The sequence below is a fragment of the Streptomyces sp. NPDC028298 genome (assembly GCF_055565895.1).
This window is the reverse complement of the sequence record NZ_JBVHTL010000002.1, coordinates 1,381,426-1,407,133: the sequence shown is the minus strand read 5'-3', so window position 1 is coordinate 1,407,133 and position 25,708 is coordinate 1,381,426. Positions and strand designations below refer to the sequence as shown.

Sequence of the window (25,708 nt, the reverse complement as noted above, 5' to 3'; positions counted from 1 at the left end):
GGCGGTAACCGGAACCCGTGACACCTGCTGCCGCGGTGGTACCGAGGGGGCGTGTGCTGTCGGGCGAGGCGTGCACGGCGGCCTGTGCGCTGCGTACGCGAGCGGTGCACGCCGCGTGGCGCGCGCCCCGCGTTCCGGGACAAACGGAATCACTTCGCACCGGAGGATGCCCGGATTCTGGACGGAGGCTTCCGCTCAGCGGACCGGCTCGCTACTGTCCGGCTACGCACACGCCCCGTGGCAGCGCCGCCGCGGAGCGCAGCCGTGAAGCGACAGCGGCCCGGGAACAGCCCGGGACGCCGGCCGACCGGCGGCCTCTGAAGCGCGTCGCCGACGGGACTCGGTGCCGCATCCGCCGTACGAGGGCCGTCGACCTCACCACTAAGGAGTGGGCGTCGTGACCGCGGAGACCTCCCAGACGCTCGACCGGGGACTGCGGGTCCTCAAGCTGCTCGCCGACACGGATCACGGGCTGACCGTCACCGAGCTCTCGAACAAACTGGGCGTCAACCGGACCGTGGTGTACCGGTTGCTGGCCACTCTGGAGCAGCACGCACTCGTACGCCGTGATCTGGGCGGCCGTGCCCGGGTCGGACTCGGTGTGCTGCGGCTGGGCCGCCAGGTGCATCCGCTGGTCCGGGAGGCCGCGCTGCCCGCGCTGCGGGCGCTGGCCGAGGACATAGGCGCGACGGCGCATCTGACCCTGGTCGACGGGACGGAGGCGCTCGCCGTCGCGGTCGTCGAGCCGACCTGGACGGACTATCACGTCGCCTACCGCGCCGGTTTCCGGCACGCGCTGGACCGGGGGGCCGCGGGTCGCGCGATCCTCTCCGCCCGGCAGGCGCCGGTGGGCGAGCCCGGTTACACGCTCACCCACGGCGAGCTCGAGGCCGGCGCGTGCGGGGCCGCGGCGCCGCTGATCGGGGTGACGGGGGTCGAGGGCAGTGTGGGCGTGGTCATGCTGGCCGACGCCGTGCCGGAGCGGGTCGGCCCGCGCGTGGTCGACGCGGCCCGAGAGGTGGCCGACGCCCTGCGCTGACCGCGCCGGGGGATCCGCAGGGACCGTGGCCCGTGCGCGGACCGGCGGGCGGGTACGGGGGATCGGGACCGTACGGGGGGATCGGGACCGTGGGACCTGTGCGGTCGGCGTGCCGGGTGGTGACGTTAGATTGACCCCGTGCTCTCTCGCCTCACGCGCCCCCAGGCCGTCGCCGTCTGCGCCCTTCCCGTCGTGGCCCTGCTCGCCACGGCGGTGTTCGCGCCGCTGCCGTTCTCCCTGGCGCAGCCCGGTCTGACGGCGAACGTCCTCGGCGAGAACAAGGGCGAACCGGTGATCACCATCAGCGGGGCGCCCACCCGCAGGACCAGCGGCCAGCTCCGGATGACCACGATCGAGGCCACCGGCCCGGACGCGAGTGTCTCCCTGGGCGACGTGCTCAGCGCCTGGTTCGCCACGGACAAGGCCGTGATGCCCCGCGACTCGGTCTACCCGAGCGGCGGCAGCGTCAAGGAGATCGAGCAGCACAACGCGAACGAGATGAAGGAGTCCCAGGACAGCGCCACCGAGGCGGCCCTGGGCTACCTGCACGAGAAGGGCGATGTGAAGGTCACGCTCAAGCTCGCCGATGTCGGCGGACCGAGCGCGGGTCTGCTCTTCTCGCTCGGGATCATCGACAAGCTGGACGGCGACGGCAGCGGCGGCGACCTCACGGGCGGCCGGGTCGTCGCGGGTACGGGGACGATCGACGCCGACGGGAAGGTCGGCGCGGTCGGCGGTGTCAGTCTCAAGACCCAGGCGGCCCGCCGCGACGGCGCGACCGTGTTCCTGGTTCCGAAGGCGGAGTGCTCGGACGCGAAGGCGGAGCTGCCGAAGGGGCTCCGGCTGATCCCGGTGACCGACCTCGACGGAGCGGTGAACTCCCTGGTGGCCCTGGAGAAGAACAAGGGCTCGGTCCCGAGCTGCTAGGAACAGCCTTCCGACGGTGACCGCCTCTCGACGGTGACCGCCGCCCGGCGTGACGGCCTCCCGACGGTGACCGGCGCGCGGTCCCGGCCCGGCGCGCGGTCCGTCAGCAGGCGACGGCGACGGTCGCCTTCGGCGCGGAGGCCAGCCGCAGGCCGACCTCCACGAGCGTCCAGCCGACGCGGGCGCGCAGCCGGCCGGGGTTCTTCGCCTCGGTCGTGAGCCGGTAGGCGTCCGCCTCGGCACGCAGGTCGGCGGCGCGCACGTGCTGCAACTGGAGGTGGGTCTCGGGATGCATGGCAGTGTCCTCTCTGTCGGTGTGATCGAGTCGTGCGCGGTGTCCGACCGGGTGGATCAGCCGGAGGCCTGAGGGAAGACGTGCGTGTGGAAGCGCACCTGCTCCGCCTCGGGGTCGTCCTCGGGTCGTTCGAGGGCGCAGTAGCTGTCGAGCAGGTCGTGCATCTTCTTGATGAGCTCCTTGGACTGCGCCGGGGTCAGCCGCATCGTGAAGTCGCTCATGTCCGTGGCGGGGGTCCACTCGTCCCCCCAGTCCTCGCGGGTGCCGAGCCAGGTCGACAGCTCACGGGCGTGCGTGCTCGCGACCTCGTGCAGGAACATGTCGGCCGCTCCGCGCACCGCCGGGTCCGGGTCGCTGAGCAGGTCCTCGCCGAAGTCCAGGCCCTGGTGGACCGCCTGCCACCACCGCTCGCGCCCCTTGCCCCGCTCGGGGGCGTCCTCGACGAAGCCGTGCGCGGCGAGCTGTCGCAGGTGGTAGCTGGTGGCCCCGCTGGACTCGCCCAGCCGCTCGGCGAGCATCGACGCGGTGGCCGGCCCCTTCTGGCGCAGGCTGCTCAGCAGTTCCATGCGCAGGGGGTGGGCGATCCCGCGCAGGGAGCGGGCGTCAAGGCGGCGGTGCTGCGGGGGTTCGGGCGGCAGGGGTGGCTGCGGGGGGAGGGGTGCTTCCGGGGGAAGCGGTGGCTGCTCCGTCATGTGTACAAAGATAGCGTTGCAAAGAAGTCCTTGCAACGGGTTCTTTGTAACTTTGCCGCCGGGTCCCGCCCGCCGACCGAATCCCCGAAGTCGTCGGCCCCGTAAGCCTGTTCAGTCCTGCTTCACGAATCCCTCCGACGTCATCCAGTCCAGCGCCACCTCGTGCGGGTCCTGGCCCTGGACGTCCACCTTCGCGTTCAGGTCCTGGGCCACCGTGTTGTTCAGCCTCTTCGTCACCGGCTCGATGACCTCGGCGATCTGCGGATACTTCTTCAGGGCCTTGGTGTTGATCACGGGAGCGGCGTTGTAGTTGGGGAAGAACTTCTTGTCGTCCTTCATCACCACCAGGTTCATCGACTTGATGCGCCCGTCGGTGGTGAACACCTCCCCGTACGTACAACTCCCCTTCTCCACCTGGGTGTAGATGATCCCGGTGTCCATCTGGGTGATGTTCTTCGCGGGGATGTGCATCCCGTACGCCTTCTCCATGCCCGGCAGTCCGTCGGCCCGGTTGGCGAACTCGCTCTCCACGCACAGCGTGACAGCGCTCGGGTCGGATTTCGACAGCGCCGCCACGTCGGACAGCGTGGTCGTGCCGTACTTCTTGAAGTTGGCCTGATTCATGGCGAGCGCGTAGGTGTTGTTGAGGGCGGACGGCGGCAGCCACGTGACCCCGTTCTTCGGGTCGGCGTCGTGCACGGCCTGCCACTGCTTCTGCGGGTCCGGGATCGGCTCGCTGTTGCCGAGATACGTGATCCACGCGGTGCCCGTGTACTCGTACATGGCGTCCGCGTCACCGTTCTTGATGGCCTCGCGCGCGCCGATCGAGCCCTGGATGCCCGTGCGGTCGATCACCTTCGCGCCCGCCGCCTGGAACGCGATGCCCATGATCGCGCCGAGGATCAACTGCTCCGTGAACTCCTTCGACGCCACCGTGAGGGTCGCGCCCTTCAGCGGCTCGCCCCGTCCGATGGTCCCCGGCTGGACGTTGTCGGTCATGGGGGAGCCGCTGGTCAGCCCGCACGCGGACGCCAGGACGAGGACGGTGGCCAGGGCCGCGTGGGCGCGCGCTCTCCTCATGCCCCCACCTCGAGACCGCGCGGCCGCAGCAGCAGTTCCGCCAGCGACGCCAGCCAGTCGACGAGGAGGGCGAGGGCGACGGTGAGGATGGCGCCCAGGACCAGGACCGGCATGCGCTGGGTGGTGATGCCCGTGGTGATCAGGACACCGAGACCACCGCCGCCGCCGAACGTGGCCAGCGTCGCTGTGCCCACGTTCAGGACCAGCGCCGTACGGACGCCGGCGAGGATCAGCGGTACGGCCAGCGGCAGTTCGACCCGGGTGAGCACCCCCGGCGGAGACATGCCGATGCCGCGCGCCGCCTCCAGCAGGGTCGGGTCGTTGCCCTTCAGACCGGTGATCGTGTTGGACAGGACGGGCAGGATCGCGTAGATCGTGATGCCGATCAGGGCGGACTTCTCGCCGGTGCCGAGCCAGATCACGAGGAGGGCCAGCAGACCGATCGCCGGGGTCGCCTGCCCCATGTTGGCGACCGTCATCGCGACCGGGGTCAGCTTGCGGAACGCCTTGCGCGTCAGCAGGATCCCCAGCGGGATCGCGATGATCAGCACGAAGAACGTGGAGATCACCGTCAATTGGATGTGCTGCCAGAGGGCTTTGGACACCTGGCCGTTCGACAGCGCGTTCCGGGAGATCGCGTCGAGGTCCGCCTGCTGGAACCAGATCCAGGTGCCCAGCAGCAGGGCGATCAGCACCGCGGGCAGGAAGGTCAGCTTCTGCCAGCTGATCCGCCGCCTCGGGGCCGTGGGTGCCGGTGGTGGCACCTCCCGCTCCGTGCCCTCGCCCTCGCTGTCGTCGCGGAAGGCCACGCCCTTGACCTCGTGTTCGCCCTCGGGACGCCGATCGGTGGGCGGTGTGCTCACGCCTTCGCCTCCCCGCCGTCGACACCCTCCTGCTCGAACTGGGTCTGATGGGCGCGCGCCTCCTCCAGCTCGTGCTGGTGCTCCATGGCCTCCAGCCGGTCGGCCTCCAGGAGTTCGTGCACGGAGTTCATCAGGGTCTCCATGTCGACCACCCCGGTGTACTCGCCGCGCCGCCCGGTCACCGGGACCCGGCCGGAGTTGTCCGTGAGCACCGCCTCCAGGGCGTCGCGCAGGGTGGCGTCCCTGGTCACCGTGTCGTGGATCAGCGTGCCCGCCCGCGCGAGCGAGCCCTTGGCCCGCATCAGATCGCCGCGCCGCAGCCACTTGTAGGGGCGGCCCCGCTTGTCGAGCAGCAGGATCTCGTTCGTACCGCTGGAGCGCAGCTTGCCGAAGATCTCCTGGAGCGGATCGTCCACGGTGACCGTCGGACAGCCGCTGATCTCGACATCCCGTACGCGGCTGAGATTGAGCCGCTTCAACGCGGCGCCCGCGCCCACGAACCCCGACACGAAGTCGTCGGCCGGGTTGGTGAGGATCGCCTCGGGGGTGTCGAACTGCGCGATGTGCGAGTGCTCGCGCAGCACCGCGATCCGGTCGCCCAGCTTGATGGCCTCGTCGAAGTCGTGCGTCACGAACACGATCGTCTTGTGCAGCTCGTACTGGAGCCGGATCAGCTCGTCCTGGAGGTGGTCGCGGGTGATGGGGTCCACCGCCCCGAACGGCTCGTCCATGAGCAGGACGGGCGGGTCGGCCGCCAGGGCCCGCGCCACACCGACGCGCTGCTGCTGGCCGCCGGAGAGCTGGCGCGGATAGCGGCCCTGGAACTCGCCGGGGTCCAGCCCCACCAGGTCCAGCATCTCCTCGACCCGCGCCTTGATCCGCGCCTTCGGCCAGCCCACCATCCTCGGTACGAGCGCGATGTTCTGGGCGACCGTCATGTGCGGGAAGAGCCCGGACGACTGGATCGCGTACCCGACCTTGCGGCGCAGCTTCACCGGGTCCATGTCGGTGACGTCCTCGCCGCCGATCCGGATGCGGCCGCCGCTCGGCTCGATCAGCCGGTTGATCATCTTCAGGGTGGTCGACTTGCCGCAGCCGGACGGGCCGACGAAGACGACGAGCTCACCCGCCTTGATCTCCATGTTGACGCTGTCGACGGCCGCGTCCCTGCTGCCCGGGTAGCGCTTGGTGAGGTTCTCCAGCTCGATCGTGGCACCCGTGGTGGACGACGTGCCCCCGCCGTCCCCGCCCGCGCCGCTCCCGTCGCGCGCGCCGCCCGTCGCACCGGTGGGACCCTCGGCGTCCGCGGGGCCTTCGGCGGTCTCCGCTGTCTCAGGCACGGATCCCCCTCGGAATGGTCAGCCGGCCCAGCAGGACGTAGGCCGCGTCGAAGAGCAGCGCCAGGATGATGATCCCGACCGTGCCCGCGAGTACCTGGTTGAGCGCGTTCTTGCTGCCCAGCGAGCTGATGCCGCGGAAGATCTCGTTGCCGAGGCCGGGCCCGGAGGCGTAGGCGGCGATGGCCGCGATGCCCATCAGCATCTGGGTGGAGATCCGGATGCCGGTCAGGATCGGCGGCCAGGCCAGCGGCAGTTCGACCCGCATCAGGCGGGTCGTCCGCGACATGCCGATACCCCGGGCCGCGTCCACCAGGGAGGGATCGACGCCGCGCAGACCGACGATCGAGTTGCGCACGATCGGCAGCAGCCCGTACAGCGTCAGGGCGATCACCGTCGGCGGGACGCCCAGGCCCACGATCGGGATCAGCAGACCGATCATCGCCAGCGAGGGGATCGTGAGGATCGCGGAGGTCGTCGTGGTGGCGAGGTTGCCCGCCCAGTCGCTGCGATAGGTGACGACACCGATCAGCACGCCGATGACGGTCGCCACGACCATGCACTGGAAGACCGCGCTGGCGTGTTGGTAGGCGTCGGTGAGGAGCTGTTCGTGGCGGCTGCTCAGGTACTGCCAGAAGGTCACCCCGGATCACCTCGCTCCTCGGTTCAGCGCTCGGTCGCCGCCTGCTCCACGAGCGGGATGATCCGCAGTGGGACCGGGTTCTCCATGACGATCGCCGTGGAGGCCCGGACGATGCCATCAAAACCGACAACCCGGTCGATCACACGTTGGAGATCGGCGTTGGAGCGGGCCACCAGCCGGCACAGCATGTCCCCGCTGCCGGTCGTCGTGTGCAGCTCCAGCACCTCGGGCACGGTCGTCAAGTGGGCCCGTACGTCCGCGCCTTGTCCCTGCCGGATCTGGAGCGTGGCGAACGCCGTGACCGGATAGCCGAGCGCGGCCGGGTCGACCTGAGGACCGAAACCCCGGATGACTCCGTTCGACTGAAGACGGTCCAGCCGGGCCTGCACCGTCCCCCGCGCGACCCCCAGCCGCCGGGACATCTCCAGGACCCCGATGCGCGGCTCCTCGGCCAGCAGCACGAGCAGCCGCCCGTCAAGATGATCGATCGCCATGGGTGCCTCCGAGATGGTCATGATGTACAGAAAGCCCGACGGTACGGACCCTTCACTGAACATATTGCTCAGCCGACAGGCGAACTATTGCGCACCTTGCGGAACGGAGAGAGCCTGCGGCCATGACGCAGACCACACACGACACTCCCGACACCGCCCGGCAGGCCGATCCCTTCCCGGTCAAGGGAATGGACGCGGTCGTCTTCGCCGTCGGCAACGCCAAGCAGGCCGCCCACTACTACTCCACGGCCTTCGGCATGCGGCTCGTCGCGTACTCCGGACCGGAGAACGGCAGCCGCGAGACGGCGTCGTACGTCCTCGAGAACGGCTCGGCGCGCTTCGTGTTCACCTCGGTGATCAAGCCCGCCACCACCTGGGGCCACTTCCTGGCCGAACACGTGGCGGAGCACGGCGACGGCGTCGTCGACCTCGCCATCGAGGTCCCGGACGCGCGCGCCGCCCACGCGTACGCCGTCGAGCACGGCGCCCGCTCGATCGCCGAGCCGTACGAGATGAAGGACGAGAACGGCACGGTCGTCCTCGCCGCCATCGCCACGTACGGCAAGACCCGCCACACGCTCGTCGAGCGCCGCGGCTACGACGGCCCCTACCTGCCCGGGTACGTGGCCGCCGCGCCGATCGTCGAGCCGCCCGCCAAGCGCACCTTCCAGGCCATCGACCACTGCGTCGGCAACGTCGAGCTCGGCCGGATGAACGAATGGGTCGCCTTCTACAACAAGGTCATGGGCTTCACGAACATGAAGGAGTTCGTGGGCGACGACATCGCGACCGAGTACAGCGCCCTGATGTCGAAGGTCGTCGCCGACGGCACGCTCAAGGTCAAGTTCCCGATCAACGAGCCCGCCATCGCCAAGAAGAAGTCCCAGATCGACGAGTACCTGGAGTTCTACGGCGGTGCCGGTGTCCAGCACATCGCGCTGAACACGAACGACATCGTCGCGACCGTGCGGGCCATGCGGGCGGCCGGTGTCCAGTTCCTCGACACCCCGGACTCGTACTACGACACGCTCGGCGAGTGGGCCGGCGACACCCGCGTCCCCGTCGACACCCTGCGCGAGCTGAAGATCCTCGTCGACCGCGACGAGGACGGCTACCTGCTCCAGATCTTCACCAAGCCGGTCCAGGACCGTCCGACCGTCTTCTTCGAGATGATCGAGCGGCACGGCTCGATGGGCTTCGGCAAGGGCAACTTCAAGGCCCTGTTCGAGGCGATCGAGCGCGAGCAGGAGAAGCGCGGCAACCTCTGATCCGTGGAACCGGCCCTTTTTGAGGGCCGCCCGGACCCCATCTGCCCGGCGGACGCCCCAAATCGGCGGCTGCCGGGCAGGTTTTTTCCTGCCTTTCCGCCCGGCTGCGACGGTTGTCCGGCGGTCGGTGTCCGGCCGCCCGGTGCCCGGGCGTCCGGCCGCCCTGCGGCCGGACGGCGGTGCCTGGACGGCGGTGCCTGGACGGCGGTGCCTGGACGGCGGTGCCGGGGCGGCGGTGCCGGGGCGGCGGTGCCGGGGCGGCGGTGCCTGGGCGGCCGGGCAGCGGCGCCCGGGTGGGGTTCCGGGTTCCGGTCCGGTGTCAGCGTGCGGCGGGCGCTCCCGGGGCGGCCTGCGGGGCCGGCTGCTCCTCGTCCGCCGTCTCTCCCGACTCCTCCGGCGGGCCCCCGGCCGGCGGCTCGCCCAGCGCCGTCAGAGCCTCCCGGGCCGCCGGTGCCAGCAGCGGCGAGAAGTACGGATTGATCCGCAACGCCTCGGTGAGGTGCCGGCGGGCCGGACCGGACAGCCCCAGATCACGCTCGATCTGCCCGCGGTGGTACGCGTACAGCGCGCTGCGCACCCCGCCCCCGTGCTCCGTGTCCATGGCCCGCACGGCGAAGCCGAGCGCCTCCTCGTCGCTCCCGGCGCGGTGCAGCGCCCAGCCCAGCGCGTCCGCCACCGCGATGGCCGGCTGCCGCCGCCACTCGGCGCGCAGTTCCCGCACCGCGGCCTGCGGGTCGCCGTGGTCCGCCTCGAAGAGCCCGAGGACCGGTTGGTCGTCCACGCCCGCGGCGCCGTCCCGCCGCACCAGGTCCCGCAGCAGGTCGTACTGCGTGCGCGCCTCCGCGCCGCGCCCGAGCTGGTCGTACAGCTCGCCCAGCTCCAGCGCGTACCGCGGCACGGGCCGCCCCGCGAGCGCCGCCCGGTACGCGCGCAGCGCCTCCGACGTGCGCCCCAGCGCCGCCAGCGCACGCCCCTGCCCGGCCAGCGCCTCGTAGGCGTGGGCGTCGGTGCGCACCGCGGCCCGGTAGTGGTCCAGGGACTCCTGGCGGTCCCCGCGTTCCCAGGCGAGGTCCCCGGCATCCGTGAGGAAGGCCGCCTGCTCGGGCCCGGTGGCCGCACCCGCCGCCGCGTCCGAGACCGCCGCCGCCGCGTCCTCGCGCCGGCCGCGGTCCCGGTACACCCGCGCGGCGACGGCCTGGGCCGCCGGCCCGGACCGCAGCGCGAGCAGCTTGTCGAGGGCCCCGTCCACGGCCTTGTGGTCCCCGAGCCCGGAGTACGCGTCGATGAGCGCCGGATACGTGGTCCACCGCCTCGGCGCCAGCTCCGCCGCCGACTCGCCCCACTGGCGCGCGGCCCGGAAGTCGCCCCGCGCGTCCGCGAGGGAGGCGAGTCCCTCCAGCGCCGCCACGTTGTCCTCGGGCCGCAGGTGCAGCGACGTGCGCAGCGCCTTCTCGGCCTTCGGGTAGGAGGCGGCCGCCGCCGTCCGCCGCGCCCGCTCCGTGTACGCGGCGCCCAGCACCGCCCACGACACGTCGTCGCGCGGACGGGCCCGCACCCGGGCCTCACGGTCGTGGATGAGCGCGGTGAGATCGGGCAGCGCCGCGGGCACCCCGGCACCCACCGCGCTCACCGCCCGCGCCACCGGACCCGGGGCCGGCCGCGGCGCCTCGCGCCCGTCCAGGGAGGGCAGCAGCACCACCACCCCGCCTAGCACGGCACAGCCGGCCACCCCCGCGATCAGCGCGCGCCGGGTGAACGGGGACCGGCGCGGACCGGAGGGCCCGGGGGAGGACGCGGCGGAGGCCTCCGGGGACCGCTCGCCGACGGGCTCCCCGGACCGCGGTCCGGCGGGCACCGCGCGCCCGGACCCGGCGGGCACCGGCTGTCGCTCTTCGATCTCCATGCGGTTCACTGTGCGTCAATACGAAGACCGCACCCCGGCATGCGAAGCCTCCCGCGAATGGGGTTCACACCGATGGCCCCGGGTGCGACCCTGTGATCATGAGCCGTATCGAAGCCCCGCGCGATGAGGACACGACGGCGACCGGCGGCCTCCTCGACCGTCTGCTGAGCGGTCTGCCGGCCGAGGCCGTGCTCACCGACCCGGACGTCACGGCCTCCTACGCCAACGACATGGCGAGCTTCTGCGAGGCGGGCACGCCCGCCGTGGTCGTCCTGCCGCGCACGGTCGAGCAGGTCCAGCACGTCATGCGCGTCGCGACCGAACTGCGCGTCCCCGTCGTCCCGCAGGGCGCCCGCACCGGCCTGTCCGGAGCGGCCAACGCCACCGACGGCTGCGTGGTGCTCTCCCTGGTGAAGATGGACCGCATCCTGGAGATCAGCCCGGTCGACCGCATCGCCGTCGTCGAACCCGGTGTCGTCAACGCCACCCTCTCCCGCGCCGTCGGCGAACACGGCCTGTACTACCCGCCGGACCCGTCGAGCTGGGAGACCTGCACCATCGGCGGCAACATCGGCACGGCATCCGGCGGCCTGTGCTGCGTGAAGTACGGGGTGACGGCCGAGTACGTCCTCGGCCTGGACGTCGTCCTCGCCGACGGACGGCTGATGTCCACCGGGCGCAGGACCGCCAAGGGCGTCGCCGGGTACGACCTCACCCGCCTGTTCGTGGGCTCCGAGGGCTCGCTCGGCATCGTCGTACGGGCCGTCCTCGCGCTGAAGCCGCAGCCGCCCCGACAGCTCGTCCTGGCCGCCGAGTTCGGGTCGGCGCGGGCCGCCTGCGACGCCGTCTGCAGGATCATGGAGGGCGGCCATGTCCCGTCCCTGCTCGAACTGATGGACCGTACGACCGTCAAGGCCGTCAACGACCTGGCGCACATGGGTCTCCCGGAGACCACCGAGGCGCTGCTGCTCGCCGCCTTCGACACCCACGACCCGGCGGCCGACCTCGCCCTGGTGGGCGCCCTCTGCGAGGTCGCCGGAGCGACCCAGGTGGTGCCCGCCGAGGACGCCGCCGAGTCCGAACTCCTGCTCCAGGCGCGGCGGTTGTCGCTCACCGCGCTCGAAGCGGTCAAGGGCACCACGATGATCGACGACGTGTGCGTGCCGCGCTCCCGGCTCGGCGACATGCTCGACGGCATCGAACGCGTCGCCGAGAAGTACGCCCTGACCATCGGCGTCTGCGCCCACGCGGGCGACGGCAACACACACCCCACCGTCTGCTTCGACGCGACCGATCCCGACGAGTCCCGGCGCGCCCGCGAGTCCTTCGACGAGATCATGGCCCTCGGACTGGAGCTCGGCGGCACGATCACCGGCGAGCACGGCGTGGGTGTGCTGAAGAAGGAGTGGCTGGCCCGCGAGATCGGTCCGGTGGGCGTGGAGATGCAGCGGGCGATCAAGACGGCGTTCGACCCGCTGGGCCTGCTCAACCCGGGCAAGCTGTTCTGACATCCGGGACCGGCCGTCCGCCGGCCCGTCACCGCCGCGCACCGTCGTCCGTCGCCCCGGCGGACCGGGTTTCGTCCGTCGGCCCGTCAGGACGGGTCTTCCTCACCCGACTCGTCCGACGGCCAGGGGTCGCGCAGCCACAGATCGTCCGGGGACGGCCCTCCCGCCGGGTCGAGTGAGGCCGAGAGCCTGGGGGAGGGCGCGAGCAGCTCGGCCAGACCGGCGTCCAGGCCGAGCTGCCCGGCCTCCGTGCCCGGGGGAACCGCCCTGAGCGTGCGCTCCAGCCAGGCGGTGATCTGCGCGGCGGGCGCTTCGAGCAGCGCGTCGCCGTCCGGCGAGCTCAGCGCCATCAGCACGACGCTCCGGCCGCCGACCTTGGTGGGCCACACCCGCACATCGCCGTGACCGCACGGCCGGAACACCCCCTCGACCAGCAGTTCACGGGCGAATGTCCAGTTGACGGGATGATCGGAGCCGATGTGGAAGGTGATGCGCACGGCGTACGGGTCGTCGGCGCGGTAACTCAGGCGCGCCGGCACCGGGATGCTGTGTTCCGGCGACAGGACGAGATGAAGCTCGAGCTCGCGTTCCACCACGGTGTGCATGTCGATGCCCTCCCTTTCGTCGTACGGGCTCCTGCGGACGGGCCCGTACGAGTGGAGAGGGCCTGGCGCCGCGACCATTACGCGGGTTCGGAGAAAACTTTCGGGCCGGCCGCGGCCCCTGTCCGGGCACACCGTCCACAGCCTCGGGGGCCCGGCCGCGGGATGGGGCGGAACCTCGCCCTAAAGGAGTGGGTACGGCGGGACCGGCCGTGACGCGTGCGCCGGTCTGGTAGATGTGGACGTCCCACACGACCCCCGAGCAGATACGGGACGACGGACATGAGCGCCCCAACCCCGGCCCCCGGTGACGACAGGCCCCGCGAAGGGTATTACCCGGACCCCTCCATCCCTGGATACGTCCGGTACTGGAACGGCGCCGCCTGGGTGCCGGGCACGAGCCGCCCGGCGCCGTCGGGCGGCGAGGCGCTTTCCCCGCCGGCGGCCGCGCGTCCCGCGCAGGTGCCCGCTCCGGCGTCGTCGCCCGAATTCTCCGCCGCGCGCGGGCAGTCGGGCGCTCCCGCGGTGGAGGAGACGGGCCCGCACTTCTTCGACGAGGACCCGGAGCCGCCCTCCCCGGCCCCCGCCGAGCCGCACGGCTCCGTCCCCGCCGAGCCGCACGGTGCCGTCCCCGAACAGCCCCACGGCGTCGGCACCGGCGAGGGCCGTCGCGCCGCCTCCGCCGAGTCCCAGCACGGCAGTCGGCCCGAGCCGGCCGCCTCGTGGGGTGCCGACCGCTCGCAGCAGTCCGGCTTCGGCGGCGGCCAGGACCGCCGGGTGTCCTGGGGCGCGCCGAAGCCGTCCGGCGCGCGCGACCCGCGCTCCGCGGGGTTCACCGACGCGGTGAGCGGGCCCGACGGGGCGTCGGCCCGAACGGACGGCACGACGACGATTCCGCCCGCCGACTCCGGCGCCGCCACGCGGACTCCGGCGTCCCCGAGCCCGGTGGTCTTCCGCCGTCCCACCGGTCCGGTGCCGTCCACGGGGCCGGAGGGCGAGCCGGGCGCGGGTGGTACGAGCCGTACGGGCTCGGCGAGTTCGGGCGGAGCCGTCGCGGACCCCGTGCCCGCCGCGGGCGACACGGCCTACCGTGCGCCCTCCCCGCGTACGGAGCGGCAGGACGGGGGCACGCCACCGTCGAGTGCGCCGGGTGTGCCCACCGGTTCCGGCCCGGCGGCCGCGTCGGGCGCCTCCAGCGCCCCTGCCGGGGCAGGGCAGTTCCCTGCGGCCGCCGGCTCCGGGCCGGCCACCGCGCCTGCCGGGTCGGCCGCGCCTGCGGGGTTCGGCCCGCCTGCCGGGGCGGCTCCCTCCAGCGCCCCCGCCGGGGCAGGGCCCTTCACGGCGCCCGCGGGCTCGGGGCAGGCCCATGCGGCCGCCGCATCGGCCGGGTCCGCCCCGTCCGGCGCCCCTGCCGGTGCGGGGCCGCTCGCCGCTCCCGCCGGGTCCGGCCCAGCGGCCGTGCCTGCCGGGTCCGGCACCTCCAGCGCCCCTGCCGGGGCAGGGCAGTTCCCGGCGGCCGCCGGCTCCGGGCCGGCCGCGGGGGCCGCCGCGTCCGGCGCAGCAACCGCCCCCGCCGGGTCGGTCGGGGCGGGCACACCCGCCGCGCCCGCCCCCGCGGCGGGCACGACGGCCGCGTCCGGCACGTCCGCGGCGCCCGGAGGCGGCTTCGGCCCGGGCACCCCGGGTGCCGTCGCCCCCGGCGCCGGGCAGGTCGCCTCCGGTCCCGGCGTGCCGCAACAGCCGGTCGGGGCCACCCCCATGGCCTCCGGGGCCGGCGGAGGACAGCCCTCCTGGGCCCAGCAGGTGCATCAGCTCGCGGGCGACCCGGCCGACGAGGGGCAGCGGGTCGCGCCGTGGAAGCCCCCGGTCGACGACGTGTTCCAGGCGGCCGCCCGGCGCCAGGCGGCGGCCCGCCCGGCCGGTCTCGGCCGACGGCTGGCCGCACGGCTGCTGGACACCCTCGTCATCGCCGGTGTCACCGCGGCGGCAGCCGTCCCGCTGGGCACCAGAGCGGCCGACCACATCGACGAGAAGATCGACGCGGCCAAGCTGTCCGGCGAGAAGGTCACCGTCTGGCTCCTCGACGCCACGACCGCCTCCTGCCTCGGCGCCGTCCTCGCCGTCCTGCTCGTCTTCGGTGTCCTCTACGAGGTCCTGCCCACCGCGAAATGGGGCCGCACCCTCGGCAAGAAGCTGTGCGGCATCGAGGTGCGCGACATAGAGGGTCACGAACCGCCCACCTTCGGCAGGGCACTTGGCCGCTGGCTCGTCCTCAGCGTGCCGTCCCTGCTGGTCGTCGGTCTCGTGGGCGTCGTGTGGGGTCTGTTCGACAAGCCCTGGAGCCAGTGCTGGCACGACAAGGCGGCGCACACGTTCGTGGCGGGTCCGGCCCGGTAAACCCGTCCCCCGGACGGCCCTTCGCCGGATGCGGAGCCGGGGGGTTCGCGGTCGACTCGGGCCATGAGCAGCGAACCGCCGCCCCCGGACTCCGGCCGGCCACCGGACGAGGACCCGTTCAAGAAGCAGCCCCCGCCCGGTGAGGGCACGGGCTCCCCGTACGACCCGCCGCCTCCCGGCGACCGGACCCCGCCGTACGGCGGCGGTGGTCCCTACGGCGAGGGCGGCGGCCCGTACCCGGGAGGCGGCGGCCCGTACCCCGGAGGGGGTCCGCACCCGGGCGGCGCCGACCCCTACGGAGGCGGCGGCCCCTACGGCGGCGACCCGCTGGCCGGCATGCCGCCGCTCGCGGACAGCGGGAAGCGGGTGCTGGCCAGGATCCTGGACATGATCCTGGTGGGCGTCGTGGTGTGGCTGCTGTCCTGGGCGTTCGGGGTCACCGAGTACGACGTGGACTCGAACAAGATCGAGTACAGCAAGTCGCTCGGGCAGTCCCTGGTGGCCGCGGTGCTCTACGTGTCGTACGACACCGTGATGATCAGCAGGACGGGCCAGACCCTCGGCAAGCGGCTGTTCAACCACCGGGTCGCCAACCTCGACAACGGCTCCACGCCCTCGGTGCAGACCTCCCTGGTCCGCGCCCTGGTGCTGTGGATCCCGTTCGCGTTCTGCTGCGCCTGCATCTGGACGGCGATCGCGGGCGGCTGGAGCTTCTTCGACAAGCCCTACAAGCAGGGCCTGCACGACAAGGCGGCCAAGACGGTGGTGGTCGACACGGGCTGAGGCCCCTCGGCGACATCGCGGCACCGGGCGGCCGGGCGAAGGGCCGGGCGACGCGTGGCGCGGCGGGAGTACACACCGGAACGGCGGGCCCGTGGTCGACGGGCCCGCCGTTCCGGTGTGAGCTCGCGGCGTCCGGGGTGCCGGCGCGTACGCGGTCTCAGGGCCCCGCGGGTTCGCGCACGGGCTCGGGCGCGGAGGACGCGGAGGCGGACACGGACGCCGTCTCGCGCTGCGCCGGTACTCGCTCGTGGACGACGGCCGAGGCGGCGGGCGCCGGCTTCGGCAGCGGGACCGTCATGGCCACCAGCAGTCCGAGAGCGAGCGCCGAGAGGGTGATCAGCACGATCCCCAGGCTCGAACTCGTCTGTGACAGCAGCAGCATGGCGAGGGTCGAGAAGATCACGGTGCAGGAACCGTAGGCGAGCTGTGCGGCGGTCGGACGAGGCATGGCAATCGTGTCCTCGGATGGGGGTTCTCCCCCCGGTGCCTCTCGCGATGGGGGAGGGTGCGGATAGATGTCGGGGGTGGGACAACGGTGTCGACGTGGCTGTCCGCCAGCTTCCGACGGCCGCCAATCGACTCTATTCGCCTGCATGCCCGAGGGGAACGTCCGGTAAGCGTGACCTTACCCACGGTGCCGGTGCACAGGGGGCGCACGGATTCATCACGTCCTCCAAGTGGGCCGGAAAGCGCGCCCGTTGGAGGCGTTCGAGGCCGTCCGGATACCGAACGGGGGCTCCGCATAATGCACTTGCCAGGTTCAAGTCAAGATCTGTTTTTTCTTTGGTAACTCCGGTCAAATGTCGTCACTTGAATCGCGTAGCGCGCGCGGACCTCCATGACCCGGAACCCCCTCCGCGCGAACGTGCGCGGGGGAGGACATCAAGTGACCAACAGACCATGGACGTTCAGAGCGGCCGCGGTGGGAGTGGCCCTCGCGGCGGCCACCGCCACGTTCTCTACGTACGCCGTGGCGCAGGCCGACTCGGCCGCCGCGTCACCGGTCGTGGACCGCCACGACCCCCAGCCGGTCAAGAACACGGTCGACCACGACCTCGACGGCCCGCTGAGCAAGACCCAGGACGCCCAGCGCCAGGAGGCGCTGAACCAGGTGATATCCGGCGACGCCAAGGTGCAGAAGCGCAACGGCTCGCAGGTCGTCCAGCTCAAGAGCAAGAAGGGCGACAGCAAGTACGTCGAGCTCGGCCGGGAGAAGACCGACAAGATCTTCACGATCCTGGTGGAGTTCGGCGACAAGACGGACCCCAAGTTCGGCGGCACCGCCGGACCCGGGCACAACCAGATCGCCGCGCCGGACCGTGCGAAGGACAACAGCACGGCCTGGCAGGCGGACTACAACCAGAAGCACTTCCAGAACCTCTACTTCGGCACCGGCAAGAACGTCGAGTCGATGAAGAAGTTCTACGAGACGCAGTCCTCGGGCCGCTACTCGGTGGACGGCGAAGTCGCCGACTGGGTCAAGGTGCCCTACAACGAGGCCCGTTACGGCAACAACGCCTGCGGCAGCACGAACTGCCCGAGCGTGTGGAACGTCGTCAGCGACGGCGTCACCGCCTGGGTCGCGCAGCAGAAGGCGGCCGGCAAGACCGACGCGGCCATCAAGGCGGACCTGGCGCAGTTCGACCAGTGGGACCGCTACGACTACGACGGCGACGGCAACTTCAACGAGCCCGACGGTTACATCGACCACTTCCAGATCGTGCACGCCGGTGAGGACGAGTCCGCCGGTGGCGGCGTCCAGGGCAAGGACGCGATCTGGGCCCACCGCTGGTACGCCTTCGGCACCGACGCGGGTGCCACGGGTCCCGCGGACAACAAGCTCGGCGGCGCCCAGATCGGTGACACCGGCATCTGGGTCGGCGACTACACCATCCAGCCGGAGAACGGCGGACTCGGCGTCTTCGCCCACGAGTACGGCCACGACCTCGGTCTGCCGGACCACTACGACACCGCCGGCGGCGACAACTCCACCGGTTTCTGGACCCTGATGTCCTCGGGTTCCTGGCTCGGCACCGGCAAGCAGTCCATCGGTGACCTCCCCGGCGACTTCAACGCCTGGGACAAGCTGCAGCTCGGCTGGCTGAACTACGACACCGCCAAGGCCGGCAAGCAGTCCACGCACAAGCTGGGCGTCGCCGAGTACAACACCTTCGACAAGCAGGCGCTCGTCGTCTCGCTGCCGGAGAAGGCGGTCACGACCACGGTCGTCAACCCCGCCCAGGGCTCGTCCCAGTGGTGGAGCGGCAGTGGTGACAACCTGAAGAACACGCTGACCCGGTCCGTGGACCTCACGGGCAAGTCGTCGGCGAAGCTGACCCTCGACGGCTGGTACGACATCGAGGCGAACTACGACTACCTCTACACCGAGGTCTCGACCGACGGCGGCGCCAACTGGACCGCCCTGGACGGCACGGTGGACGGCGCCGCCATCCCGCGCGACGGCAGCGACAAGCCCGCCCTCACCGGCACGGTCGACGCGTACAAGAAGCTCGTCTACCCGCTCGACGCCTACGCGGGCAAGAAGATCGACCTCCGCTTCCGCTACCAGAGCGACGGCGGCGTGGCCCTCAAGGGCTTCGCGGCCGACGAGATCAGCGTCACCGCCGACGGCACCGCGCTCTTCTCGGACAACGCCGAGACGGCGGACGCCGCTTGGACCGCCGCCGGCTTCTCCCGCATCGGCGCCTCGTTCACCAAGAACTACGCGCAGTACTACCTCGCGGAGAACCGTCAGTACGTGTCGTACGACAAGACCCTCAAGGTCGGCCCGTACAACTTCGGCTTCTCGACGACCCGTCCGGACTGGGTGGAGCACTACCCGTACCAGACCGGCCTGTTGATCTGGAAGTGGGACACCTCGCAGGCGGACAACAACACCAGCCAGCACCCGGGTGTCGGCCTCGCGCTTCCGGTCGACTCGCACCCGAAGGCGCTGTGGTGGGACAACGGCACGCTGATGCGCAACCGCATCCAGGCCTACGACTCGCCGTTCAGCCTGTACCGCACGGGTGGGATCACGCTGCACAGCGCGGACGTCGCCACGAAGATTCCGTCGTCGAAGGGGGTGTCGGTCTTCAACGACCACACCAGCGACTACTACGACAACCGGAACCCGACCGGCGGTGTCAAGGTCACTGACACCAACACCAAGATCGAGATCGTCAAGCAGGCCAAGGATGGCTCGACGATCTCCCTCAAGGTCGGCCCCGCGGTGAAGTAACAGCATTTCTGCAGGTCAGAAGCGTATCGGCGGCAACCCCTGGCGGGTTGCCGCCGATCGTGTTTAGGTGCCTCCTGTGCCTGGCTTATTGACACCGACATCGACATCGACTCGCACGGGGGTGTGACCGCATGGCCGCAGGAGGCTTCTGCAGACTGCCGAACGGCAGCGTCGTCGTGGCGCTGAACCTGCCCAGCCCGGCAGGTCCGGCGGGCGGCTGCGTGCGCTTCCTGGTCGTCGCGCCGAACCGCGCCCGTGCCCTGACCAGGCTCCGCAACCTGGGGCTGCGTGCCGTCTACCTCCGGGGCAACGCGGCCCCGCCGACCCCCGACGAGATCACCGCGGTCCTGCACCACCCCGACGGGCTCATATGGCGCACGGCCCCCGAGACCGGCTGCACGGAGCTCACCCAGGAGCTGTGGCACCCGGTCAGAACCCTGCTCAGACGCCCGGCACCCCAGCCCTGACCTGCACGGACGCGCCCTGGGCCGTGTCCGCGACCTAGACCACCGGCTTGCCCGTGAGCTCGATCCCGGCGGCGCCCATCTCCTCCAGCGCCCGCTGCGTCGTCTCCTCCGCCACGCCGGCCGTCAGGTCCAGCAGGACGGTCGTACGGAAGCCCTGCCGTGCCGCGTCCAGCGCGGTGGCCTTCACGCAGTGGTCGGTCGCGATGCCGACCACGTCCACCTCGCCGATCCCGCGGGCGCGCAGCCAGTCGCCCAGCGGCAGCCCGTTCTCGTCGGCGCCCTCGAAGCCGCTGTAGGCCGCCGCGTAGGCGCCCTTGTCGAAGACCGCGTCGATCGCTCCGGAGGCGACGGCCGGGGCGAAGTTGGGGTGGAAGCCCACCCCCTCGGTGCCGGCCACGCAGTGCGCGGGCCAGGAGTGCACGTAGTCGGGGTTGTCGGCGAAGTGGCCCCCGGGAGCGATGTGCAGGTCGCGGGTGGCGACCACGTGCCGGTAGCCGGCGGGGGCCTGCCCGATCAGCTCCGTGACGGCGGCGGCCACGTCGGCGCCCCCGGCCACGGCGAGGCTGCCTCCCTCGCAGAAGTCGTTCTGCACGTCTACGACGATCAAGGCGCGGCGCATGGGCTGTGTCCTTCGGCTATGGGGGCGGCAGACAAGGGTGCGGGCCCGGCCGTTGAACTTCCGAGCCTAGAGAGTTCCGGGGTGGTGCGGGAAGGGGGCGTTCGGCTTCTGCGGCCCGCGCGGGCACACTGCCGTTGCATTCCCGCTCACCGAGGGTTCATGCGCGGTGTCACCCCGGTAACGGCCGCACCACCCGTCACTGGCGTCTCAGACGTATTCGGTGGGGATCACCGGCTCGCCGCGCGAGAGCTGGGTCGCCGACAGCGGCAGCCTGGCGCGGGCCGCCGCGTGCCGGTCGCGTACGACGTCGAGCGGCTCGCGGGACAGGATCTGTCCGCCCTTGACCAACTGGACCAGGAGCTGCCGGTCGGCCAGCTCGGCGGGCACCGGCCCGACGCCGATCACCTCGGCTTCGGCGACCCCCTGTCCGTCCACGCGCCGCGCGGCCCACTTGCGGCCGCCGATGGACGTCTTGCCGCCCGTGGACTTCTTGGCCACCGGCTCCAGCGGCGCCTCCGGGTCGGCCGACTCGGCGCGGGCGACGAGCTTGTAGACCATCGAGCACGTCGGATGGCCGGATCCCGTCACGAGCTGGGTGCCGACGCCGTACGCGTCCACGGGTGCCGCCGCGAGCGAGGCGATGGCGTACTCGTCGAGGTCGGAGGTCACGACGATCTTCGTCTCCGTCGCGCCCAGCTCGTCGAGCTGGCGCCGCACCCGGTGGGCCACGAGCAGCAGGTCACCGGAGTCGATGCGCACCGCGCCGAGTCCGGTCCCGGCGACCTCGACGGCCGTGCGGACGGCCTCGGCGACGTCGTAGGTGTCCACGAGCAGCGTGGTGCCGCGGCCCAGCGAGTCCACCTGGGCCCGGAAGGCGTCCCGTTCGTGGTCGTGCAGCAGGGTGAAGGCGTGCGCGGACGTGCCCACGGTCGGGATGCCGTAGCGGAAACCGGCGGCCAGGTCGGAGGTGCTGGTGAACCCGCCGACGTACGCGGCGCGCGAGGCGGCCACCGCGGCCAGCTCGTGGGTGCGCCGGGCGCCCATCTCGATCAGCGGGCGGGTTCCGGCCGCGGAGGACATGCGGGAGGCGGCCGCCGCGATGGCGGAGTCGTGGTTGAGGATCGAGAGGATCACCGTCTCCAGGAGCACGCACTCCGCGAAGCTGCCCTCGACCCGCAGGACGGGCGAGCCCGGGAAGTACACCTCGCCCTCCGGGTAGCCCCAGATGTCCCCGCCGAAGCGGTAGGAGGCGAGCCACTCCAGGGTCGGCTCGTCCACGATCCCGCGCTCGCGCAGGAAGCCGATGACGTCCGGGTCGAACCGGAAGTTCTCGACGGCGTCCAGGACGCGTCCGGTGCCCGCGAGGACTCCGTAGCGCCGGCCTTCCGGCAGCCGGCGGGTGAAGACCTCGAAGACCGAGCGCCGCTCGGCGGTCCCGGCCGCGAGCGCCGCCTGCAGCATCGTCAGCTCGTACTGGTCAGTGAAGAGCGCCGTAGAGGGAACATCCACCGGCAGCCCAAGGTCCGCTGTGTTCATGGCAGGGATCGTACCCCCATTTCGTCAGTTTGACGATTTCTCGCGCGACCGGCGATTCCCGGGCCCTGGAACCCCTGTTCAGGGGCCCGTTTATGCGGGTGACCCCCTCTGGTGGGAGCATGGGCGATGTGACGGCTCCCGCACCTCTAGAGATCGAGAAGACCGAGTCGGCGGAGGAGGTCTTCGCCGTACCCGAGCCGGACGTCCCCTGGGTCACGATCGTCCACAACGACCCGGTCAACCTCATGAGCTACGTGACGTATGTCTTCCAGACGTACTTCGGCTACTCCAAGGACAAGGCCACCAAGCTGATGATGGACGTCCACCACAAGGGCCGGGCCGTCGTCTCCAGCGGCACGCGCGAGGAGATGGAACGCGACGTGCAGGCCATGCACGGCTACGGTCTGTGGGCCACCCTTCAGCAGGACCGGAAGTAGCCGGCCCCCTGTCAACCGACCGCCCGCAGGACCGGAAGTAGCGAACTCACTCCATGCCCGGACACTTCGAACCGCTCCCCGGCGGCGGCGCGGCCGTCGCGCTCGACGAGGTCGAGATCTCCATCATCCGCTCCCTCGCCGTCCAGCTCCTGGAGCTCATCGGTCCCGGCCCCGCGGAGGACGACTCCGCCGACCCGCTCGCCGAGCTGTTCGCCGAGGGCCCCAGCGAGCCGCCGAGCGACCCGGTGCTCCTGCGTCTGTTCCCCGACGCCTACAGCGGACCCGGCGTCGAGGCCGGAACCCCCGAGCAGGCCGAGGAGCAGCGCGCCCACTCCGCCGAGTTCCGCCGCTTCACCGAGAACGACCTGCGCGCGGGCAAGCGCGAGAACGCCCTCGCGGTGATCCGCTCGCTGGACGCGCTGACGCCCGGCGGCGACGGCGGAGCGGTCCTGGAGCTGACCGCCGCCCAGTCCGAGCAGTGGCTGCGCGCCCTGAACGACCTGCGCCTCGCCATCGGTTCGCGGCTCGACGTCGTCGACGAGGAGGACACCGACCTCCTCTACCGCCTCCCCGACGAGGACCCGCGCAAGCCGATGGTGATGGCGTACCTCTGGCTGGGCGGGCTCCAGGAGACCCTGGTCGCCACCCTTATGCCCTGATCCGTCCCGGCCTGTCACCCGGCACGCTCCCGTGAGTGTTCGCTCAGAGGACGCTCAAATCCGGATAACGATCACGTCACCGTAACCGCGTCCTTTGGGGCGCGGTTCGACGATTTGTCCGGTTCTTCCTGTGGTCTGCGCAACATCGGCCTCAACCGATCAACGCCGCCCCCGTGATAAATCTTCACGACCGCCCGGCAGGACACCACCCATGTCCCGCCGGGTGCGCCACCGAGCCGGCGGATCGCCGGCCAGGCACAAGCTCCACCTGTCCGGGGGGATCGGAAGCCGATTCGAAGCCAAGGGACTGGCTCGTTCCGGTATGGAGAAAGGCGCACCAGACATGACCTCATCGCAGGTCGGCAAGCAGTACGACGGCAGTGAGGCCGTGGGCGGCGACGCCCCCGAAGAGGGGTACGAGCGCGGGCTCGGCAGCCGTCAGGTCCAGATGATCGCGATCGGCGGCGCCATCGGCGTCGGCCTCTTCCTGAACGCCGGGGCGAACATCGCCAAGGCCGGCCCCAGCCTCATCGTGATGTACGCCCTCGCGGGCGTGATCATCTTCTTCATCATGCGGGCGCTCGGCGAGCTCCTGCTCTACCGCCCGGTCTCGGGCTCCTTCGCGGAGTACTCCCGCGAGTTCCTCGGCCCCTTCTTCGGCTACTTCACGGCCTGGACGTACTGGCTGATGTGGGTGGTCACCGGCATGGCCGAGCTCACCGCCGCCGCCATCTACATCAACTACTGGTTCCCGTCGATCCACCAATGGGTGTCGGCGCTGGTCTTCCTGATCATCCTCTTCGTGGCCAACCTGATCTCCGTGAAGGTCTTCGGCGAGATCGAGTTCTGGGCCTCGATGGTCAAGGTCACCGCCCTGATCGGCATGATCGTGATCGGCCTCGGCGTCCTCACCTTCGGCTTCAGCTCCGCCGGTGACACCGCCTCCGTCGGCAACCTGTGGCAGTTCGACGGCTTCTTCCCCAACGGCATCGGCTCCTCCCTGATGACCCTCCAGGGCGTCATGTTCGCCTACCTCGCCGTCGAGCTCGTCGGCGTCACCGCGGGCGAGTCCGAGAACCCCGAGAAGACCCTCCCGAAGGCCATCAACACCCTCCCCTGGCGCATCGCCCTCTTCTACGTCGGCGCCCTCACCGTCATCCTCTGCGTCGTGAAGTGGACCGAGTTCGTGCCGGGGGTGAGCCCCTTCGTGAAGGCGTTCGCCGTGATCGGCATCCCGGCAGGCGCCGGCATCGTCAACTTCGTGGTCCTCACCGCCGCCCTGTCCTCCTGCAACTCGGGCATGTACTCAACGGGCCGCATGCTGCGGAACCTGGCCGACAACGGCGAGGCCCCGAAGGTCTTCGCCAAGCTGTCCTCGACCAAGACGCCCGCGCTCGGCATCACCGTCTCCGTGCTCTTCATGGGCATCGGCGTGGTCCTCAACTACGTCGTCCCCGCGAAGGCCTTCGGGTACGTCACCTCGGTGGCCACCGGAGCCGGCATCTGGACCTGGCTGATGATCCTGGTCAGCCACATCCTCTACCGCCGCGCGGTCGAGGCGGGCCGCCTCCCGGCCTCGTCCTTCCCCGCCCCGGGCGGCGCCAAGTGCAGCTACGTCGCCGTCGCGTTCCTCCTCTTCGTCACCGGCCTGATCGCGTACGACGCCGACTCCCGCATCTGCCTGTACGTGATGGCCGTCTGGGCCGCCGCCCTGGCCGTCGGCTGGGCGATCCTCAAGGCACGCAACCCCCAGGTCACCGAACGCCGCGAGCCGCAGCTCGAGAAGATCGGCTGACCGCCCCACGGACGCCCGGCCCACCGGCCACCGCTCAGGACGTCCGGCATACGGGCCGTCCCGTACCACGCCTCGGTACGGGACGGCCCTTCTGTCTATCCTGACCAGCATGCTGACCATCACCGAGGCCCTGTTCGACCAGATCGTCGCCCACGCGCGCCAGGACCACCCCGACGAGGCGTGCGGCGTCGTCGCGGGCCCCGCCGGCACCGGCCGCCCCGAGCGCTTCATCCCCATGCTCAACGCGGCCCGCTCGCCCACGTTCTACGAGTTCGACTCCGGCGATCTGCTCAAGCTCTACCGCGAGATGGACGACCGCGACGAGGAACCCGTCGTCATCTACCACTCGCACACCGCGACCGAGGCCTACCCCTCCCGCACCGACCTCGCCTACGCCAACGAGCCCGGAGCCCACTACGTCCTGGTCTCCACGGCGGACACCGAGAACGCCGGCCCCTTCCAGTTCCGCTCCTACCGGATCGTGGACGGCGAGGTCACGGAGGAGGAGGTCAAGGTCGTGGAGAGCTACTGATCTCACCCATCGACCAAAAAGCGTCCGGAATGCGAGATCACACTCCGGGGCCCGTACCGGGAATCGATACGATGAGCCCATGGTTCTGAACGACGTGAGCGACAAGACGCCGGGCATGCTGCTCGTGGCGCGCCTGCACGTCGACCTCTGCAGGCTGCAGAGCGCCATCTGTACGCACTGACCTGCCGCCGCCGCACGGCCGAAGGGCCGCGGCTCCGCGACCCGCGTACCCCATGCCCCGCCCGCGCTGCCGCGCGTCGTCCGACCTGACTTCCTTCCGACAGGAGCCCGCAACCATGGCCATCGAGGTCCGCATCCCCACCATCCTCCGCACCTACACGAACGGCGAGAAGGCCGTCGAGGGCGGCGGGGCGACCCTTGCCGAGCTGTTCACCGACCTCGACACCCGTCACGCGGGCATCCGGGCCCGGATCGTGGACGGCGGCGAGCTGCGCCGCTTCGTCAACGTCTACCTCAACGACGAGGACGTCCGCTTCCTCGACGGCATCAACACCAAGCTCACCGACGGCGACAACGTCACCATCCTGCCGGCCGTCGCCGGCGGCATGGTCTGATCGGACACGGGTCCCG

General features: G+C 71.2%; 26 protein-coding genes. 14 read left to right on the top strand and 12 right to left on the bottom strand.

Annotated elements, in window-relative coordinates:
• Positions 1-397 precede the first annotated feature (397 nt).
• Both ACZ4TO_RS14670 and ACZ4TO_RS14665 read left to right on the top strand, forming a co-directional pair.
• On the top strand, positions 398-1,039 hold the full coding sequence (locus tag ACZ4TO_RS14670; RefSeq protein ID WP_361681466.1) for an IclR family transcriptional regulator: 642 nt from the start codon (positions 398-400) through the stop codon (positions 1,037-1,039).
• A gap of 138 nt (positions 1,040-1,177) precedes the next feature.
• Positions 1,178-1,966 carry a YlbL family protein gene (locus ACZ4TO_RS14665; protein WP_382790194.1) on the top strand — a complete coding sequence of 263 codons (789 nt, stop codon included), beginning with the start codon at positions 1,178-1,180 and terminating at the stop codon, positions 1,964-1,966.
• Positions 1,967-2,069: 103 nt separating this feature from the next.
• Here ACZ4TO_RS14665 and ACZ4TO_RS14660 read toward each other — a convergent pair whose 3' ends face one another.
• The 7 genes from ACZ4TO_RS14660 to ACZ4TO_RS14630 form a co-directional block, all read right to left on the bottom strand.
• Positions 2,070-2,261 carry a hypothetical protein gene (locus ACZ4TO_RS14660; protein ID WP_382790191.1) on the bottom strand — a complete coding sequence of 64 codons (192 nt, stop codon included), beginning with the start codon at positions 2,259-2,261 and terminating at the stop codon, positions 2,070-2,072.
• 56 nt (positions 2,262-2,317) lie between these two features.
• Positions 2,318-2,953 (bottom strand): ArsR/SmtB family transcription factor, encoded by a 636-nt coding sequence (locus ACZ4TO_RS14655; RefSeq protein ID WP_382790188.1) that lies wholly within the window; start codon positions 2,951-2,953, stop codon positions 2,318-2,320.
• 111 nt (positions 2,954-3,064) lie between these two features.
• Entirely contained in the window at positions 3,065-4,033 is a 969-nt protein-coding gene (locus ACZ4TO_RS14650; RefSeq protein ID WP_382790185.1) for a glycine betaine ABC transporter substrate-binding protein, read from the bottom strand.
• Positions 4,030-4,842, bottom strand: a complete 813-nt coding sequence (locus ACZ4TO_RS14645; protein ID WP_382790473.1) for an ABC transporter permease — start codon at positions 4,840-4,842, stop codon at positions 4,030-4,032. Before ACZ4TO_RS14645 ends, ACZ4TO_RS14650 begins: the two co-directional genes overlap by 4 nt.
• Positions 4,843-4,892: 50 nt before the next feature.
• On the bottom strand, positions 4,893-6,236 hold the full coding sequence (locus tag ACZ4TO_RS14640) for a betaine/proline/choline family ABC transporter ATP-binding protein (protein ID WP_468024305.1): 1,344 nt from the start codon (positions 6,234-6,236) through the stop codon (positions 4,893-4,895).
• Positions 6,229-6,876 (bottom strand): ABC transporter permease, encoded by a 648-nt coding sequence (locus ACZ4TO_RS14635; RefSeq protein WP_382790179.1) that lies wholly within the window; start codon positions 6,874-6,876, stop codon positions 6,229-6,231. The genes ACZ4TO_RS14640 and ACZ4TO_RS14635 overlap by 8 nt, the downstream gene beginning before the upstream one ends.
• A 23-nt stretch (positions 6,877-6,899) precedes the next feature.
• Positions 6,900-7,370, bottom strand: a complete 471-nt coding sequence (locus ACZ4TO_RS14630) for an Lrp/AsnC family transcriptional regulator (RefSeq protein WP_382790470.1) — start codon at positions 7,368-7,370, stop codon at positions 6,900-6,902.
• A gap of 122 nt (positions 7,371-7,492) precedes the next feature.
• On the opposite strand from ACZ4TO_RS14630, the gene hppD reads away from it, so the two are divergent.
• Entirely contained in the window at positions 7,493-8,638 is a 1,146-nt protein-coding gene (hppD, locus tag ACZ4TO_RS14625; protein WP_382790176.1) for a 4-hydroxyphenylpyruvate dioxygenase, read from the top strand.
• 319 nt (positions 8,639-8,957) lie between these two features.
• Here the strand turns inward: hppD and ACZ4TO_RS14620 are convergent, their stop codons facing one another.
• Positions 8,958-10,541: a tetratricopeptide repeat protein gene (locus ACZ4TO_RS14620; RefSeq protein WP_468024304.1), complete on the bottom strand. Its 1,584-nt coding sequence runs from the start codon at positions 10,539-10,541 to the stop codon at positions 8,958-8,960.
• 92 nt (positions 10,542-10,633) lie between these two features.
• Here ACZ4TO_RS14620 and ACZ4TO_RS14615 point away from each other — a divergent pair, with 92 nt between their 5' ends.
• The gene (locus ACZ4TO_RS14615) at positions 10,634-12,049 is read left to right on the top strand and encodes an FAD-binding oxidoreductase (RefSeq protein WP_468024303.1); all 1,416 of its coding nucleotides are present in this window, start codon (positions 10,634-10,636) and stop codon (positions 12,047-12,049) included.
• Between the two features lie 86 nt (positions 12,050-12,135).
• Here the strand turns inward: ACZ4TO_RS14615 and ACZ4TO_RS14610 are convergent, their stop codons facing one another.
• Positions 12,136-12,654, bottom strand: a complete 519-nt coding sequence (locus ACZ4TO_RS14610; RefSeq protein WP_468024302.1) for an SsgA family sporulation/cell division regulator — start codon at positions 12,652-12,654, stop codon at positions 12,136-12,138.
• Between the two features lie 279 nt (positions 12,655-12,933).
• On the opposite strand from ACZ4TO_RS14610, the gene ACZ4TO_RS14605 reads away from it, so the two are divergent.
• Together ACZ4TO_RS14605 and ACZ4TO_RS14600 are read left to right on the top strand one after the other, a co-directional pair.
• Positions 12,934-15,048: an RDD family protein gene (locus ACZ4TO_RS14605; protein ID WP_468024301.1), complete on the top strand. Its 2,115-nt coding sequence runs from the start codon at positions 12,934-12,936 to the stop codon at positions 15,046-15,048.
• A 63-nt stretch (positions 15,049-15,111) separates the two neighbouring features.
• Complete coding sequence (locus tag ACZ4TO_RS14600) at positions 15,112-15,831, top strand: RDD family protein (RefSeq protein ID WP_468024300.1); 720 nt, start codon at positions 15,112-15,114, stop codon at positions 15,829-15,831.
• Between the two features lie 157 nt (positions 15,832-15,988).
• Here ACZ4TO_RS14600 and ACZ4TO_RS14595 read toward each other — a convergent pair whose 3' ends face one another.
• Positions 15,989-16,279 (bottom strand): hypothetical protein, encoded by a 291-nt coding sequence (locus tag ACZ4TO_RS14595; protein WP_382790158.1) that lies wholly within the window; start codon positions 16,277-16,279, stop codon positions 15,989-15,991.
• Between the two features lie 438 nt (positions 16,280-16,717).
• Between ACZ4TO_RS14595 and ACZ4TO_RS14590 the strand changes: the two genes are divergently transcribed.
• Positions 16,718-19,072, top strand: a complete 2,355-nt coding sequence (locus ACZ4TO_RS14590) for an immune inhibitor A domain-containing protein (RefSeq protein ID WP_385043787.1) — start codon at positions 16,718-16,720, stop codon at positions 19,070-19,072.
• A gap of 131 nt (positions 19,073-19,203) precedes the next feature.
• Positions 19,204-19,539, top strand: coding sequence for a hypothetical protein (locus tag ACZ4TO_RS14585; protein ID WP_382790152.1), 336 nt, complete (start codon positions 19,204-19,206; stop codon positions 19,537-19,539).
• A gap of 34 nt (positions 19,540-19,573) precedes the next feature.
• Here the strand turns inward: ACZ4TO_RS14585 and ACZ4TO_RS14580 are convergent, their stop codons facing one another.
• Both ACZ4TO_RS14580 and ACZ4TO_RS14575 read right to left on the bottom strand, forming a co-directional pair.
• Positions 19,574-20,158 carry an isochorismatase family protein gene (locus ACZ4TO_RS14580; protein ID WP_382790149.1) on the bottom strand — a complete coding sequence of 195 codons (585 nt, stop codon included), beginning with the start codon at positions 20,156-20,158 and terminating at the stop codon, positions 19,574-19,576.
• 207 nt (positions 20,159-20,365) lie between these two features.
• Positions 20,366-21,694, bottom strand: a complete 1,329-nt coding sequence (locus ACZ4TO_RS14575; protein ID WP_468024299.1) for a nicotinate phosphoribosyltransferase — start codon at positions 21,692-21,694, stop codon at positions 20,366-20,368.
• 119 nt (positions 21,695-21,813) lie between these two features.
• Between ACZ4TO_RS14575 and clpS the strand changes: the two genes are divergently transcribed.
• The 6 genes from clpS (at position 21,814) to ACZ4TO_RS14545 (ending at position 25,692) form a co-directional block, all read left to right on the top strand.
• Positions 21,814-22,131 carry an ATP-dependent Clp protease adapter ClpS gene (clpS, locus tag ACZ4TO_RS14570; protein ID WP_037619207.1) on the top strand — a complete coding sequence of 106 codons (318 nt, stop codon included), beginning with the start codon at positions 21,814-21,816 and terminating at the stop codon, positions 22,129-22,131.
• Positions 22,132-22,184: 53 nt separating this feature from the next.
• A complete protein-coding gene (locus tag ACZ4TO_RS14565; protein ID WP_382790143.1) occupies positions 22,185-22,790 on the top strand; it encodes a DUF2017 domain-containing protein in 606 nt (201 codons plus the stop codon).
• Between the two features lie 343 nt (positions 22,791-23,133).
• Entirely contained in the window at positions 23,134-24,585 is a 1,452-nt protein-coding gene (locus ACZ4TO_RS14560; RefSeq protein WP_382790140.1) for an amino acid permease, read from the top strand.
• A 109-nt stretch (positions 24,586-24,694) separates the two neighbouring features.
• Positions 24,695-25,117, top strand: a complete 423-nt coding sequence (locus ACZ4TO_RS14555) for a M67 family metallopeptidase (RefSeq protein WP_382790137.1) — start codon at positions 24,695-24,697, stop codon at positions 25,115-25,117.
• Positions 25,118-25,196: 79 nt separating this feature from the next.
• The gene (locus ACZ4TO_RS14550) at positions 25,197-25,298 is read left to right on the top strand and encodes a putative leader peptide (RefSeq protein WP_339129578.1); all 102 of its coding nucleotides are present in this window, start codon (positions 25,197-25,199) and stop codon (positions 25,296-25,298) included.
• Between the two features lie 115 nt (positions 25,299-25,413).
• Complete coding sequence (locus ACZ4TO_RS14545; protein ID WP_382790133.1) at positions 25,414-25,692, top strand: MoaD/ThiS family protein; 279 nt, start codon at positions 25,414-25,416, stop codon at positions 25,690-25,692.
• The last annotated feature ends 16 nt before the right edge of the window (positions 25,693-25,708 follow it).